Origin of the sequence: Kitasatospora sp. NPDC017646, from assembly GCF_044329365.1 — a bacterium.
In the GTDB taxonomy this organism is placed as follows: domain Bacteria; phylum Actinomycetota; class Actinomycetes; order Streptomycetales; family Streptomycetaceae; genus Kitasatospora.
Map to the genome: position 1 here is coordinate 16522 of NZ_JBIRJC010000023.1, position 15372 is coordinate 31893.

At 73.3% G+C, this 15372-nt stretch carries 13 protein-coding genes; 5 read left to right on the forward strand and 8 right to left on the reverse strand.

The window, feature by feature from the left end; translation table 11 throughout:
* Window positions 1–141: 141 nt before the first annotated feature.
* Entirely contained in the window at window positions 142–1017 is an 876-nt protein-coding gene (locus ACH4J0_RS29065; RefSeq protein ID WP_396243590.1) for a phenylalanine 4-monooxygenase, read from the forward strand.
* Between the two features lie 99 nt (window positions 1018–1116).
* Here ACH4J0_RS29065 and ACH4J0_RS29070 read toward each other — a convergent pair whose 3' ends face one another.
* A complete protein-coding gene (locus ACH4J0_RS29070; RefSeq protein ID WP_396243591.1) occupies window positions 1117–1668 on the reverse strand; it encodes a TetR/AcrR family transcriptional regulator in 552 nt (183 codons plus the stop codon).
* Window positions 1669–1802: 134 nt separating this feature from the next.
* On the opposite strand from ACH4J0_RS29070, the gene ACH4J0_RS29075 reads away from it, so the two are divergent.
* A complete protein-coding gene (locus tag ACH4J0_RS29075) occupies window positions 1803–4634 on the forward strand; it encodes an AAA family ATPase (RefSeq protein WP_396243592.1) in 2832 nt (943 codons plus the stop codon).
* A 253-nt stretch (window positions 4635–4887) separates the two neighbouring features.
* Here ACH4J0_RS29075 and ACH4J0_RS29080 read toward each other — a convergent pair whose 3' ends face one another.
* Window positions 4888–5475: a flavodoxin family protein gene (locus tag ACH4J0_RS29080; RefSeq protein WP_396243593.1), complete on the reverse strand. Its 588-nt coding sequence runs from the start codon at window positions 5473–5475 to the stop codon at window positions 4888–4890.
* A 154-nt stretch (window positions 5476–5629) separates the two neighbouring features.
* Here ACH4J0_RS29080 and ACH4J0_RS29085 point away from each other — a divergent pair, with 154 nt between their 5' ends.
* Window positions 5630–6358, forward strand: a complete 729-nt coding sequence (locus ACH4J0_RS29085) for a TetR/AcrR family transcriptional regulator (RefSeq protein ID WP_396243594.1) — start codon at window positions 5630–5632, stop codon at window positions 6356–6358.
* A 13-nt stretch (window positions 6359–6371) separates the two neighbouring features.
* Here the strand turns inward: ACH4J0_RS29085 and ACH4J0_RS29090 are convergent, their stop codons facing one another.
* The 3 genes from ACH4J0_RS29090 to ACH4J0_RS29100 form a co-directional block, all read right to left on the reverse strand.
* A complete protein-coding gene (locus ACH4J0_RS29090; RefSeq protein WP_396243595.1) occupies window positions 6372–6743 on the reverse strand; it encodes a low affinity iron permease family protein in 372 nt (123 codons plus the stop codon).
* Between the two features lie 345 nt (window positions 6744–7088).
* Window positions 7089–9380: a catalase gene (locus ACH4J0_RS29095; protein ID WP_396243596.1), complete on the reverse strand. Its 2292-nt coding sequence runs from the start codon at window positions 9378–9380 to the stop codon at window positions 7089–7091.
* Between the two features lie 139 nt (window positions 9381–9519).
* On the reverse strand, window positions 9520–10530 hold the full coding sequence (locus tag ACH4J0_RS29100) for an Lrp/AsnC family transcriptional regulator (RefSeq protein WP_396243597.1): 1011 nt from the start codon (window positions 10528–10530) through the stop codon (window positions 9520–9522).
* A 221-nt stretch (window positions 10531–10751) separates the two neighbouring features.
* On the opposite strand from ACH4J0_RS29100, the gene ACH4J0_RS29105 reads away from it, so the two are divergent.
* Window positions 10752–11468 (forward strand): SDR family NAD(P)-dependent oxidoreductase, encoded by a 717-nt coding sequence (locus tag ACH4J0_RS29105; RefSeq protein ID WP_396243598.1) that lies wholly within the window; start codon window positions 10752–10754, stop codon window positions 11466–11468.
* 232 nt (window positions 11469–11700) lie between these two features.
* Here the strand turns inward: ACH4J0_RS29105 and ACH4J0_RS29110 are convergent, their stop codons facing one another.
* The gene (locus ACH4J0_RS29110; RefSeq protein WP_396243599.1) at window positions 11701–12549 is read right to left on the reverse strand and encodes a class I SAM-dependent methyltransferase; all 849 of its coding nucleotides are present in this window, start codon (window positions 12547–12549) and stop codon (window positions 11701–11703) included.
* Window positions 12550–12645: 96 nt separating this feature from the next.
* Between ACH4J0_RS29110 and ACH4J0_RS29115 the strand changes: the two genes are divergently transcribed.
* Window positions 12646–13248: a TetR/AcrR family transcriptional regulator gene (locus ACH4J0_RS29115; protein WP_396243600.1), complete on the forward strand. Its 603-nt coding sequence runs from the start codon at window positions 12646–12648 to the stop codon at window positions 13246–13248.
* Between the two features lie 16 nt (window positions 13249–13264).
* On the opposite strand, the gene ACH4J0_RS29120 is transcribed toward ACH4J0_RS29115, so the two are convergent.
* Together ACH4J0_RS29120 and ACH4J0_RS29125 are read right to left on the reverse strand one after the other, a co-directional pair.
* The gene (locus ACH4J0_RS29120; RefSeq protein WP_396243601.1) at window positions 13265–13612 is read right to left on the reverse strand and encodes a hypothetical protein; all 348 of its coding nucleotides are present in this window, start codon (window positions 13610–13612) and stop codon (window positions 13265–13267) included.
* 171 nt (window positions 13613–13783) lie between these two features.
* Window positions 13784–15280, reverse strand: coding sequence for a purine-cytosine permease family protein (locus tag ACH4J0_RS29125; RefSeq protein ID WP_396243602.1), 1497 nt, complete (start codon window positions 15278–15280; stop codon window positions 13784–13786).
* Between the last annotated feature and the right edge of the window lie 92 nt (window positions 15281–15372).

Here is a 15372-nt window from a genome sequence, read left to right on the forward strand (position 1 = left end):
CGTCCGGCGGGGGCGGCCACGCCGTGGTCGTCACCCCGGACCGTTCCGGCCGGGGTCGTGGCACCACGACCGGGAAAGGCCCCCCGGGGTGCGGGTCCGGGCCGGGTGCATGAGTCCGCCGCGCCGGGAAACAAGTACCGTGTGGGCGAAACACGAGGGCGCACGCCCGTCGCGGCCGACGGCCGGCTGGGCATGCCCGCCGAGCACCCCGGCCTCAGCGATCCGCACTACCTGCGGCGCCGCCGGGCCCTCGCCGCCATGGCCCGCGGGCACCGGGTCGGCGATCCCGCACCGCTGGTCGACTACAGCGCGAGCGAGGAACGGACCTGGCGGATCATCCACCGGGCGCTGTGGGCGGCCCAGGACGAGCACGCCTGCCGCGCCGTCCTCGACGCCAGGGCGCGGGCGCCCGTTCCGGCCGACCACATCCCGCAGCATGCCGAGGTCGGAGCGGAACTGCGGCGGACGACGGGCTTCGAGTTCACCCTCGCGGGCGGGGTCGTCGCCAACAAGCGGTTCCTCGGCTCGATGGCCGACGGCTACTTCCACGCCGTGCAGTTCGTCCGCCACCCCGCCGTACCGCTGTTCACACCCGAGCCCGACGTCGTCCACGACGTCTTCGGCCACGGGATCCACCTGTCCTGCCCGGCGTTCGCCGACATCTACCGCCTGATCGGGGGAGTCGCCAGGCGCATCGACGATCCGGACGTCCTGCAGATGATCAGCGACGTCTACTGGTTCACCCTGGAGTACGGCGTCCTCGAGGAGGACGGCGTGCCGAAGGCCTACGGCGCGGCCCTGCTGTCCTCCTACGGGGAGATCCGGGGCCTGGGGCGGCCCAGCGTCCGCGCGCTGGACATCGAGGCGGTGCTCGCCACCCGGTACGAGATCTCCGGCTACCAGCCGGTCCTCTTCAGCGCCCGCTGCCTCCACGAGGTCGCCGACACCCTGAACGGCTTCCTGGAGAAGCTCGACGACGGGAGCGCCGCGCGCTTCGGGCGCGCCCGGCCCGCCTGAGCGCTCCTCGTCCGCCCGCTCCCGTCCGGGCGCAAGGTCACGTCGTCGCGCGGCATGCCCGACACCCCGGACGGTTGCCGCGGTGCGGCGAGAACTCCGTCAAGGTCGTCGTTGTCGGCCCACACCTCGCAGATACGTCTCCACGACGAGGTCGGCCGCCGCGCCCGCGTCGAGGTCGGGCAGTTCGCGGACGGCCAGGTGCAGGAGCTGTCGCAGGAGCGCACCCGCCCAGCCCGGCGGGAGTCCGGCGCGCAGCAGGCCTTCGTCCGTGGCTCGTCGGAGGAACGCGTCGACCTGGTCGGCGAACCCGTCGCGGCGCGCCCGGGTCGTCGGGTCGGCGTGCAGGAGGCCGGGTTCCACGGGCCAGTCGCGGTTGACGGTGATGATGCCCTCGGCGTAGCGGTGGAGTGCCACCGCGACCGGGGCGTGCGGGAGGCGGGCGGCCTCGATCACCCGCTCGACCGCGTCGAGACGGGCCTGGCGGACGGCGGCCAGGAGTTCCTCGCGGGAGGCGAAGCGCCGGTAGACGGTGCGCCGGTCGACGCCCGCCGCGGCCGCGATGGCGGCGATGCTCACCGACGCGTTCTCGGAGAGGAGGCGGGCCCCGGTGGTGAGGACGACTTCCACATTGCGGGCGGCATCGGCTCTCATCACCGCAGTGTAACCACCGGTGTGGCCGATCCCGGGTGGTAGCGCAACGATGGGATGGTGGCAGACGTGTAAATTGCTACACCAGTGTGACAGTTGAAGGCCCCTCAGGCCTCGATCAGTGGTGGGGACGGGACGTGGCCGCAGACGGCAGGCTCGGCATCGACGGCATTCGGCCCTGGCCCGGCGCCCTGGACCCGTCGGGCGTGGGGTTGGTCGGCCGGGCGCCCGAACTGGCCGTGCTGGCCTCGTTCGTGACCGCGCCCGAGGGCCAGGCCCTGGTGCTGCGGGGCGAGGCGGGCGTCGGAAAGAGCGCCCTGGTCGACCACACGGCCGGGCTGGCCGTCCGGCAACGGCACGCGCTGATCCGCGTCACGGGGGTGGAGGCCGAGTCGGAACTGCCGTTCGCCGGGCTGCACCAGTGCCTCTACCCCGTACTGGACCTCGTCGCCCGCCTCGGCGAGCGGCAACGGGCACTCCTCGACGTGGTGTTCGGACACGGCACCGGCGAGCCGCCGTCCGTCATGGCCCTGGGCATCGCCGTGCTCGACCTGCTGTCCCTGGCCTGCGCCGAGCGGCCGCTGACGCTGCTGATCGACGACGGGCACTGGCTGGACGACGCCAGCGCCGAGGTGTGCGGGTTCGTCGCCCGCCGGCTGGCGGCCGGTCCGGTGAAGATGCTGATCGCCCTGCGCACCGAGGAGCGTTGCTGCTTCGACAACGCCCGCCTGCCGGAGCTGCCGGTGGCGCCGCTGTCGGACGAGGCCGCCGAACGCCTCCTCGCGCTGCACCACCCGCGGCTCGACGCACGCACCCGCCGCACCGTCCTCGGTCTCGCCCGGGGCAACCCGCTGGCCCTGTACGAGCTCCCGCCCCACCCGACCGCGCCGCAGCCCGGCGGCGACCTGCCCGGCGGCGACCTGCCGGGCGGCACCGGCCTCCCGCTGCCCCGGCGCCTCCAGTTCCTCTACGCCGCACGGATCGAGCGCCTGGAGCCCGACACCCGTGCCGAACTGCTGCGGGGCGCCCTCGACGGCACCGCCGGCCGGCTGCGGGACGTCCCCCGCGGCACGCGGTACCGGATGCGCGGCGTCGAGGCGGCCGCCGCGTCCGGTCTGCTCGACGTCGACGCGGCCGGCGGCGACTTCGTCTTCCGGCACCCGCTGGTCCGCTCGGCCGTCGTCCAGCTGGCGACGCCCGCGCAGCGACGCGCCGCGCACGCCGACCTGGCGCGGGTGCACCGGATGGACGTAGAGCGGTACGCCGGCCACCTGGCCGCGGCGGCCGTCGACCCCGACGAGTCCGTGGCGGCGGCGCTGGAAGCGGCGGCCGGCTCCGCGACCCGGCGCGGCGGCGCCGCGGCCGCGGTCAGCTGGCTGACCCGCGCGGCCGAGTTGAGCGAGGAGCCCGCGCAGCGCTCCCGGCGGCTCGGCGACGCGGCCTACATCGCCGGTCAGGCGGCCCTGCTGGACGAGGCCCAGCGGCTGCTGCACCGTTCGGAGCAGGAACCGGGCGGGGCCCGGCCGCTGGCCGCCGTGCTCACCTCCGCCCACGCCGACTTCGTCCAGTCCGGAGCGGTCCGGGCCACCTTCCGGCGGCTCGCGGCGGCGGTCGAGCACCACGCGGACGGCTCGGTGCGAGCCGGTGACGAGACCCTGACCCGCGCGGCGGACGCGCTGGTCACCATGGCCCACTACGCGGGCGACCCCGCCCTGTGGCAGCGCACGGACCGCATCCTGGAGGCCCTCGGCGACCTGGTCCACCCGCTGACGGCGATGTACCACGACGCGAGCGCCGTGGCCCGTAGCGGGGTCGGCCTGCGGGAACGCCTGGAGCGGGCGTTCGCCGACCCGGCGAACCTGGCCCCCTGGGACCTGGCGCGGCTGGGGGTCTGCGCGTCCCACGTCGACGTCCTGAACCAGTACCGCTCCCAGCTGCGGGGCGCGGTCGAGCGCGAGCAGGAGACCGGCGCCGTGTCCAGCGTCATGGTCCTGCTGCGGATGCTGATGCTGGACCAGATGTACTCGGGGCAGTGGGACGAGGCGCGCCGGAGCGCCCAGCGGGCGCTGGAGCTGGCCACCGCGCACGGCCACGTCCTGCTCGCCTACCACGCCCGCGCCTGCCTCGGTCAGCTCGCGGCCCGGCAGGGGCGGCTCGACGAGGCGCGCGAGCTGCAGTCCGCCGTGGACGCCTGGGCACGGCCGCGCGGCGTCGGCCTGCTCACCCAGATCACGGAGGCGATCGCCACCGGAGTGGCACTCACCGAGGGCGACTTCGAGTCGGCCTACCTGTACGCCATCGGCATGACGCCGCCGGGCAGCTTCGATCGCCACGCCCACCAGATCGCCCCCCGGGCCCTGCTCGAACTGGCCGAGGCCGCGCTGTACAGCGGTCGCCGCGAGCAGGCGCGCCGGCACGCGCTGGCCGCGTGCGACGCGGGCCTGCCGGAGGCGTCCCCGCGGCTGGCCCTGTCCACCTACGGCGCCCTCGCGATGACCGCGGAGGACCTGGCGGAGGCCGCGGAGACGTACGCCCGCGTCGAGGCGTACCCGCAGGCCCGGGACTTCCCCTTCGAACTGGCGCGGATCCGGCTGGCGCACGGCATCAGGCTGCGGCAGCTGAAGGCGCCCCGGGCCGCTCGGCAGGCCCCGCTGCTGCTGGCCGCCGAGGAGTTCGACCGGCTCGGAGCGGCGGCCTGGGAGAACCGGGCCCGCGCCGAACTGCGGCAGGCCGGCCTGCCCGCGGGCCCGGAACTCGGCGCCCTGACCTGGCAGGAGCGCCGGATCGCCGAACTCGCCGCGAGCGGACTCACCAACAAGGAGATCGGCGAGCGGACGCGGCTTTCCCCACGGACCGTCAGTTCCCACCTCTACCGCGTCTTCCCCAAGCTGGGCATCACGACGAGGGCCGCGCTGCGCGACGCGCTGAGCCGGCTGCCGCCGACCGGGGGGACCGGCGCGGGCGCGTGAGGAAGCGGATGCCGCTGTCGCGGCGCACCGTCGGCGCGCACCCGTACCCGGACCCGGCCGGGTGACGCCCGGGACGTGGCCCGCACAGGACGGCGACGCCGTTGTCCTCGTCGGTGGTCGTGGGCGGGTGCCGCCCCCGCCGGCGTCCGCCCGTGGGGGGAACCGCGTCCGGTGCGTGCGGACCGGGCGTGACGACGGGGCGGACGCCGACGGTTCGGCGGCGCTGGACGGCAGTCGTCGGCGGACCGTCGTGTCAGCGCGCTGCGGCACTCAGCCCGGCGCGGTGGATGCGGGTCTGTTCGGCGACGCGTCGGCCGAGGTGGCGGGCGGTGTTCAGGTCGGCGTCGTGGACGGCGGCGGTGTCGTTGAAGCTCTGCGCGCCGGCGCCGAGGTAGAAGCCGAGCCGGTTGTCGTCCTCGGGGCTGGAAGTGGTGGTGTTCCACCCCGGCAGCAGGCCCAGGCTCACCCAGAGCATCCCGTGCTGGGCGGCCAGGAGCGACAGGTACTGCAGGGTGTGCATCTTGTCGCCGCTCATGGAGCCGGAGTTGGTGAAGCCGGCCGCGAGCTTGTCGCTCCAGGCGCGGGTGCTCCAGCGCTTGCTGGTGGCCTCGGCGAAGGCGTGGAACGCCCCCGAAGCGGTGCCCATGTAGGTGGGGGTGCCGAAGACGATGGCGTCCGCGGCGTCCATCAGTTCCCAGTCGGCGTCGCCGAGGGAGGCGACGTCCACCCGGTGGACCTGCGCCCCCTCGACGGAGCGCGCGCCGTCCGCGACGGCCGCGGCGATCTGCGCCGTGTGGCCGTAGCCGGAGTGCGACGCGATGACGATCGAGATGTCGGACATGGGTGTTCCTCTCCCTGCCGCGAGGGCGGCGTGCTCGGTGGTGCGACGACGAACGACGGGTCGTCCACTGGAACGGCACCCGCCGGATCGGCGTTACGACATAGACCGTAGCATCGATAGAGCGCCGATACGCAAGATGCGATAGCGTTGTTCCATGGATGAGGGACGACGCGCAGCACGACGCCAGGTACTGCAGGTGGCCGCCGAGCTTCTGGAGGAGGGCGGCAGCGAGGCGGTCTCCACGCGCGCCGTCGCCGCGGCCGCGGGCATCACCGCGCCCACGCTCTACCGGATGTTCGACGACAAGGACGGACTCCTGGCCGAGCTGGCCGCCTACGGGTTCGAGATGTACCTGGCCGAGAAGCAGGAGGCGCTGGCGCTGACCGCCGACGACCCGGTGGCCGACCTCCACCGCGGCTGGGACCTGCACGTCGACTTCGGACTGCGGCACCCCGCGTTCTACGTGCTCATGTACGGCACGGCGCAGCCCGGGCGGCGGCCCCCGGCCGCGGACGAGGCGCACGCCCTGCTGGTGGGACTGCTGGGCCGGGCGGCGGCGGCCGGGCGCCTGCGGATTCCGGTGGAACAGGCGACCCGCGTCATCCACGCGGCGACGACCGGCGCCACGCTGGCGCTGATCGGCGAAGCGTCCCCGGAGCGGGACCTGACCACCTCGGCACGGCTGCGGGACACCGTCATCGCCTCGGTCACCACCGACGCACCCGCCCCGTCCGGACCGGACCTGGCCTCGCGCGCCCTCGCCCTCGACGCCGCACTGGAAACCGCACTCACCACCGAACCCCCGGCCGGGGGTCCCGGGGTACCCCTGCGAGAGACGGAGACGGCTCTGCTGCGCGACTGGCTGCGGCGGCTGGCGAGCTGAACCGGCCGGCGCGTCAGACTTCCTCCTCCATGCCGATGGCCTCTTCGAGCGCCTTGCGGGCATCGCCCGGGTCCCGTTTGTCGATCTGCCGCAGCAGAGCGGTGGCGATCGCGTCGAGCTTGCGCTGGACGGCGTGCTCCGCGCGGCGTTCGGCGTTCTTCAGCAAGGTCAGGAGCAGCAGGTTGAGCGCGGTCATGACGTCCCCGACCAGGATCTGCCACTCCAGGCCCAGCCCTGCCGCGTGGACGGCCGCGAAGGCGAGCACCAGGAGCACGCAGAGGACGTAGAAGAGCGGGGAACTGGTGAGGTTCGAGGCACCTTCCGCGAACCGTTCGAACCGGCCCCGCCCTTCGCGGCTGCGCTCGGACGGATGACGGAGGGCCATGGTCCGGTGTCCTTGCCGCGGCGGTCAGGACGCCGGAGGGGGACAGGAAGGGGTGGAACCGGACCGCCCGGCGGCGCCGCGGCGGGGGCTGCCGGGAACGGCGGCCAGGACGAGTGCCTCGTGGCGTACGCGTCGGGTCATGGTGTCCTCCCGGTCTCTGCTGCGCGGCCGGTGCGCCCGTGGGATGTACGGCCGGCCCCCGCCAGCGTCACCGCCCGGCCGGCCGTTCGCCTGCGGTGCTGAGCCGACAGGCGCCACCCCGCCACCCGGCCGGGCGGCGACCGGACCCGACCGGCCCGGACCGGCGGCGACCGGGGAAACCGGTCCCCGACAGCCGCCGTGCTGTCAGCCCTCGACGTCGGAGGACGGCGGGAAGCGGTGCCAGACACGGTGGCCGGCGAGCAGCTCGGTGAGCGGTCCCATCGCCTCGTCCGGCCCGAGGCCCGCGAGGACGCCGGGGGCGTTGGTGGGGATGCCCGCCGCCTGCAGCGCGCTCTGGCCGCCCGCCACCGCGACGAGCGGCTTGGCGTGGCGGTAGGCCTCGGTGAGCATGAGCACCAGGCGGGGATCGATGCCGGAGGCGTCCGGCTGCGGGGCGCCCGCCTTGGCGTCGCGGGCGGGGTTCGCCCCCCGCGCCGGGCCCGGGGCGCCGACCAGGACGAGCGCGTCGAACTCCACCGAGCGGGCGGTGTCGAACGTCCGCTGGACGGCGAGGGGCTCGGCGTCGCCGCCCGTCCGGAGTTCGCCCCCGGCGCCGGCGATCACCAGGGGGACCATCCCGGCCGAGAGCACGGCCCGGCGCACGGTGGCCAGCGACCCGTGGTCGGTTCCCGCGACCAGGCCCACGATCCGCCCGTCCACCGGCCAGGTCCGGCCGAGCTGGGAGAGGGCGGGACTCGGCTGCACCCGCTCGACCGGTTCGGCGGGCTCGGGCGCAGGCAGGCCGAGGCCGGCCGCCACCTGGGCGCACAGGTCGGCGTCGATCCGGGCCAGCACCTGGAGGCCGCGCTCCTTGACGGCCTGCTCGTAGCACTTGCCGAGTTCGAAGGTGTACGCGGCGATGATGTGCTCGCGCTCCACCGGGCTCATGCTCGCCCAGAACAGGCGCGGCTGGCTGAAGTGGTCCGCGAACGAGGCCGGGGCCTCGCGCACCTTGGCGGCGGCGGTCACCGGCGTCGGGTACTCGATGAAGGCGTGCTCCCCGGCACCGGCGAAGAACGGGCAGCCGCCGTCGAACGAGTTCGGCTTGTAGGGCGCGACACCGGAGTGGACGGCGTCCTGGTGGAACCCGTCGCGCAGCATGTCGTTGACGGGGGCGTGGGTGCGGTTGATCGGGATCTGGGCGAAGTTCGGGCCGCCCAGGCGGGTGATCTGGGTGTCGAGGTAGGAGAACAGGCGCCCCGACAGGAGCGGGTCGTCGGTGATGTCGATCCCCGGCACCAGGTGCCCGGGGTGGAAGGCGACCTGCTCGGTCTCGGCGAAGAAGTTGGTGGGGTTGGCGTTGAGGGTGAGCAGCCCGACGGGGCGCACCGGTGCGAGTTCCTCCGGCACGATCTTGGTCGGGTCGAGGAGGTCGATGCCCTCGAAGGTCTGCTCGGGGGTGTCGGGGAAGGTCTGGATGCCGAGCTCCCACTGGGGGAAGGCCCCTGCCTCGATCGCGTCCGCGAGGTCCCGGCGGTGGAAGTCCGGGTCCGCCCCGGCGACCAGCTGGGCCTCCTCCCAGACCAGGGAGTGCACGCCGAGCTTCGGCTTCCAGTGCCACTTGACGAGGGTGCTCGCCCCGTCGGCGTTGACCAGCCGGAAGGTGTGGATGCCGAAGCCCTCCATGGTGCGGAAGGAACGCGGGATGCCCCGGTCGGACATGTTCCACAGGGTGTGGTGGGTGGCTTCGGTGTGGAGGGTGACGAAGTCCCAGAAGGTGTCGTGCGCGGACTGGGCCTGCGGGATCTCCCGGTCCGGGTGGGGCTTGGCCGCGTGGACGACGTCGGGGAACTTGATCGCGTCCTGGATGAAGAACACCGGGATGTTGTTCCCGACCAGGTCGAACACGCCCTCGGAGGTGTAGAACTTGGTCGCGAAGCCGCGAGTGTCGCGGACGGTGTCCGCCGAGCCGCGCGAGCCGAGCACCGTGGAGAAGCGCACGAACACCGGCGTCTCGACGTCCTCGGCGAGGAACGCGGCCTTGCAGACGGCTCCGGCCGTCCCGTACCCGCGGAAGACGCCGTGCGCGGCCGCGCCCCGGGCGTGGACGACGCGCTCGGGGATGCGCTCGTGGTCGAAGTGGGTGATCTTCTCGCGCAGGTGGTGGTCCTGCAGCAGCACCGGGCCGCGCGGGCCGGCCTTGAGGGAGTGGTCGCCGTCGGGCAGCCGGGCGCCCTGCGCGGTGGTCAGGAACCGGCCGTCCTGGGACCTGACCGTCACCCCGGCGCCCGTGTCACGGCCGGTCGCGGTGACCGGCCGGGGCGCGGCCTGGTCGGGCTTGGGTGGCAGCGGGCCGTTCGGCTCGACGGGCTCCGCGACGCTCGGCGAAGCCGCGCCCGGCGCACCGGGGACCTCCGGACGCTCCCCGGAGGCGGCGTTCTGGACGACGTCCACGACCTTGTCGGCGATCTTCTTCAGCGGACCGGGCTCTTGCATGCGGTGGGCTCCTCGTTGTCGGGACTGCCCTTCTCGGGTAACCCCGGCCCTGTGTGGGCAAACGGTTCCCGCGGATCCGGCCCCGGGCGCCCGGCGTGTTCCCGCGACCGGCGTCACCGGGACCGCACGCCTCAGCGCCTCAGCGCCTGATCGGCGCGCGAGCGCTGGACGGATCGACGAGGCGATCGCCGGACAGCCGGGTGCCGGCCTGCTTGACGTGCCGCAGCACCGGTGAGACCTCCATGCTCTCCAGTCCGGCGAGGGAGCCGATGCGGTCCGACGTGAACTCGAACAGTTCGTCGAGGTCCCGGCAGTGGGCGACGGCGTGGAGGTTCCAGGGCCCGGAGAGGGCCGCGGCGAAGGCGATCTCGGGTTCCCGCGCGAGTGCGCGGCCCGCGCTCTTCACCGCCGACGGGTGCACGCGCAGCCACAGGTTCGCACGGGCGTGATAGCCCAGGGCCACCGGGGCGATCTCGACGTCGACGTGGACGACGCGCTGCCGGAGCAGGGCGTCGAGGCGTCGCGAGGCACGTCCCGGAGTGAGACCGGCGGCCGAGGCGAGATCGACGAGACCGGCGCGGCCGTCCGCAGCGAGCGCATCGAGGAGCCTCTCGTCCTCGGGGGTGAGGCGCACCGGCTCGCGGGCGACGACCGGGGACTCGGTGAAAGGGGGCCCGCTGCTCCCCAGCGCCGCTTCCTCCTCCTGGGAGAGGGTGCCCTCCAGGGCGGACCAGTAGTGCCCGCGGCCACCGAGGAACTGACGGAGCATCGCGAATGCGTTGATGTCGATCACCGCGGCGGTACGGGGAAGCCGCTGTCCCAGGAGGTCCTCGCGCTGTTCCCGCGTCCGGGACTGCGTCGCGCAGGTGATCTCGCAGCCCGCCGCGCTCAGGGCGACCCAGTTGACGTCCTCACGCCGGGCGAGCGCGTCGGCGATCGCCGAGCCGCTGCCGGGACGGCAGCGCAGTCGCACCAGCCACCTGCTCTGCCCCAGCGCCCCCGGGTTGACCACGCCGGCCACCCGGATGATCCCGTCGGCGCGCAGACGGCGGTACCGGCGGTTCACAGCCCCCTCGGTCAGGCCGAGGGCGGTCGCGATCGCGGCGAACGACGCCCGCGGAGCGATCTGCAGCGCCCGGATGATTCGCACATCGTCAGGTTGTACCGCAGCGGATTCCGTCATGATCGCCCTCGCCATGACGGCAATCCTACAAACCGGCGCCCCCGGCTCGCCCGCGGCGCGGCGCGGACGGAACACTTGCGGCACGCGGCCCGGGCGACCACGGCAGCGGGCACCGGCCCGTGCCGGTCCGGGGCCCGGCGACGCCCGAAGCAGAACACACAGCACTCGAAGAACGGAGATGACGCCGGATGTCATCGACTGGCAGCGAGCCACACCCCCCGACCGCTCTCATCGTCGGGGCCTCGCGCGGCCTCGGCCACGCGATGGCGGCGGAGTTGCTCGACAGGGACTGGAACGTCGTCGGCACGGTTCGCGACACCACTGCCCGAACGCCGCTGCACGACCTCGCGGACCGGGCCGACGGGCGGGTGAGCATCGAGCACCTCGACATCAACTCCCCCGGGCAACTGCCCCCGCTGCACGAACGGCTGGCGCACCGTCGGCTCGACGTGCTCTTCGTCAATGCGGGCACCACCAACAGCGGGCAGACGCCGATCGGGGCGGTCACGACGGCCGACTTCACCGAGGTGCTGGTCACCAACGCGCTCAGCCCCCTGCGCGTCATCGAAGCCCTCGAAGACCTGGTGTCCCCGGCGGGACTCATCGGGGCGATGTCCTCCGGACAGGGCAGCATCACCAACAACACGGCCGGCGGCCGCGAGGTCTACCGAGCCAGCAAAGCCGCCCTCAACATGCTCCTGCGCAGCTTCGCCGCCCGGCAGAGCGAGACCCAGCGCGCCTTCCTCCTCCTCGCGCCGGGCTGGATACGCACCGCCCTGGGCGGCCCTGACGCACCGTTCACCATCGAGGAGACCGTCCCCCTGCTGGTGGACGTCCTGCTCTCGCGCCTGGGCACGCCCGGCCTGGCCTACCTCGACCGCTTCGGCCGGACCGTTCCCTGGTAGCCCCCGCGGCCCGAAGCAGCGCTTCCGTGGTCACCCTGGTGACGGAGGTGCCACCGTGACCGAGCACGAGCTCCGGCAACGGCCGGAGCGCGCCTCCCACCTCCCGCCGGTCGCCGGTCTCCGGTCCACGTCATCGGCCGGGCGGACGACCGGAGCCGACCGCCCATCCGCTCCGGGCCTCACCCTCGGCGACGTCGCCCCCGCGCCGAAACCGGCTCAGGATCCGGCGTCCTCACCGCCGGCAGGAACGGGCGGCGGCGGTAGCAAGGGTGGTGTAGTGCATGGTGAAACGGCCGCCCAGGGCGTCGATGGCGTGACCGACCGCGGCCAGGACCTCGGCCAGCTGGTCGGGGCGGAGGCGGGTGAGGGCCCCGGTGGTGGGGAGCAGGTCCAGCCACTGGTCGCGCGTGTAGGAGCGCTGCCAGTCGTACTGCCACTGTTCCGGGGCGTCGAACCGGCCGGTCTCGCGGATGTCGTCGGCGATCTTCGCGTACCCGGCCTGGTAGGCCTCCAACGGGCGTCGAGCCGGCTGGCCGCTGAACGGGGAGTCGGGCGCCACCCGCCGGAAGGCCGCGGCGAACGGTTCGGCCACCTCGGCGGGCGGTTCGAACACGTGGCCGAAGATCGCCAGGCGCCCGTTCGGTCGCAGGACCCGGGCCGCCTTCGCGGCACCGGCGGCCGGGTCCACCCAGTGCCACGACTGGGCGGCGATCAGGGTGTCGAACGTCCGGCCGTCCGGTTCCCAGGCTTCGAAGGTCGCCACCTCGACTGGCAGACCGCGGGCTCGGGCGGTGTCGGCCATACGGGCGTCCGGGTCGATGCCGAGCACGGTGCAGCCGGCGGCCTGGAACTGGCGGGCCGCGATGCCGGTGCCACAGCCGACGTCGAGCACCTCGAACCCCGGGCTGTCGGCGACGACGCGGGCCACGAGGGCGTCGGGATAGCGGGGTCGGGCCTGGTCGTAGCGCTGCGCGTCCGCGCCGAAGGACTCGGCCGTCTGCCGGGCCTGATGTGATGGGGACGGCTGGGATGCCTGGTACGGCTGCGACGGCTCGGGCTGCTCTCGCGGTAAAGTGGGCATGCGTTCACTTTAATGGGCAAGCGCCCACTTGCCAACGGGCGCAGCTGCGGCAGGCCCCACGACAGATCCACGACAGGCCCAGGAGAGGATCCGCCAGTGCCAACCGGAGTGCACCTTCGCGACGCGCGCCAACAGCTGTTCGACGCCGCCGAACGCGTACTGCTGCGGGACGGCCCGAACGGGCTGACCAGCCGGGCCGTCACCGACGAGGCGGGCTGCGCCAAGGGCGTCCTGCACCGGCACTTCAGCGACTTCGACGCCTTCCTCGCCGCGCTGGTGCTCGACCGGGCCGCGCAGCTCGACGCGCAGGCTCACGCGCTGCGCCAGGCCGTCGGCACCCGCACCGTGGCCGAGAACCTCACCGCTGCGCTGACCGCCCTGTTCGGGCCCGTTCCGGTGGCGATCATTCCGCTGATCACCTTCCGGGACGAGCTGCGCGCACGGCTGAGGCGGGCCACGCCCGGAGGCGGCATCGCGCTCCTCGCCCAGGTCGCGGCGGCGGTCTCCGCCTACCTGGCCGAAGAGCGCGCCGCCGGCCGGATCGCGGCGGACGCCGACATCGACTCCCTCACGCTCTCCCTGGTCGGCGGCGGCCACCTCCTGTTCGCGGACCGCGATCCGGGCCCGCCCCCCACGGAAGCCGTCAACAAACTGGTGACCACGGTGATCGCCGACGTCGTCCAGCGGCGCCCGCGCTGAACGGACGGGCCGTGGTTCAGGCGACCAGGGCCACCAGGCCGGCGCCGACCCCGCACAGGGCGGAGAAGGCGGAGAGGACGAAGCGGGCGATCGTCCAGCGCCGAGTGAGGGGCATCGGCCAGGAGAGCGCGGCGAGCGCCAGCTGGGCGCAGGCGAATCCGAGGGCGACGTGCCGACGGGTGTCCTGTCCTCCGTGGCCGCATCCGCTGTGCAGTGCGCAGTAACCGACCAGCGAGCGGCCGACGGTGATGACCTCCAGGGCCGCCCAGCAGAGCGGGACCAGGAGGGCGGCTGCCGTCGGGTAACGCCACCACGTCGGGTCCGGGGCGTCCAGGGTCTCCGGAGTGTTCTTCGCTGTGCTCACACCCGCCATTACGCCAGCCCTGACGGCCTGCCGGCCTGAGTACCGGTACTCAAAGCCCGTACTCGGTGCGGACGGGGGTTCAGGTACGTCCCCTGGACGCAAAAGCGCCCGGTCGTCTGCCCGGTGGGCAGGCGACCGGGCGCTTCCGGTCACGGGCGTGGGGTCACGTGGTCAGACGGTGACCCGTTCGGTCCGCTCCGCGTCGACGCCGGCGGCCTGCTCGGCGGGGGCGGCCGCGTCGGCGGCTCCGGTGGTGTTCTCCCGGGGCGTGGGGAGGACGGCCATGATCACGGCGGAGATCACGATGGTTGCCGCCCAGGCGAGCCCGTACTTGCCGACGGGGGTGTCGGAGAACGGGCCGGCGAACCAGTCGCACTTGGTGAAGGCGAGCCCCATCAGCAGCGCCAGCACCCAGGAGACCATCGCCTGCCAGCAGAAGCCGCCCGCGTACCAGTACCGGCTGCCCTTGCCGGTGTCCATCAGCGCGGCGGCGTCGTAGCGCACCGCCCGGGTCCGGCGGCGGAACATGTCCACCGCGTAGACGCCGATCCAGGCCGAGAAGGAGACCGCGAGCAGGATCAGGAAGGTGATGAAGGAGCCCAGGAAGCTCTTGGCGACCAGCATCAGCATCAGGCCGCCGACCAGCGAGATCACGGCGTTGATGCTGACGGCCATGGCGCGCGGGAGCTTGACGCCCATGGTCTGCGCGGTGAAGCCGGCCGAGTACATGGAGAGGCTGTTGATCAGCAGCATGCCCACGATCGCGGTCAGCAGGTAGGGCACGGCCAGCCAGGTCGGCAGCAGGTCGCCGAGGAAGGAGACCGGGTCGGCGGCCTGGGCGAGGCCCGGCGAGGCCACCGCCATGACGGCGCCCATCAGCACCATCGGCACCATGACCAGGCCGGCGCCGGAGACCGTCACGCCGACGATCCTGCGGCCGGAGGCGGCGTGCGGCAGGTAGCGGGCGAAGTCCGGGCCGGTGGGGACCCAGCTGATGCCGCCGGCGGCGATGGTCCCGATGCCGGCGATCATCATCGCGGTGGTGCCGGCGGGCTTGGAGAAGACCTCGCTCCAGTGAATGGTCGCGATCAGGTAGCCCAGCACCAGGACGCTGAAGACGCCGAAGAGGTACGTCGACCAGGTGTTGCAGACGTTCAGCGCCTTGCGGCCCATGCCGGAGACCAGGAAGGTGCAGGCGACGAAGGCGAAGAGCGTGATCACGATCAGCGCGGTGTTGCTCTTGACGCCGAAGAGCAGGTCGAGCACGGTCAGCACGGCGTAGGCGCCGGTGACGGCGTTGATCGTCTCCCAGCCGAAGCGGGCGATCCAGAGGATCGCGCCGGGGAAGAGGTTGCCACGCACCCCGAAGGTGGCCCGGGAGAGGGTCGCGCCCGGCGCCCCGCCCCACTTGCCGGATACCGACAGCACGCCGACCATGCCGAACGAGACGAGCGCGGCGCACGCCGCGACGATCAGGACCTGCCAGAAGTTCAGCTGGTTGAACACCACCAGGGCGGCACCCATGGTGAGCAGCAGGACGCTGATGTTCGCCGCGACCCAGGTCGGGAAGAGCTCGCGGACTCTGCCCCGGCGCTCGTGGTCGGGGACGGGCTCGATACCGCGGGTCTCTATCGCGCCGTCGGTGACGGCGGTGGACGTGTTGTCCATCAGGGTGGCTCCGTGCGTGTGAAGCGGGAGATAATTCGGGCAAATGACATATATATGGAACTCTTCGCGCGTAGCGCGGGAGTTGAGTCATC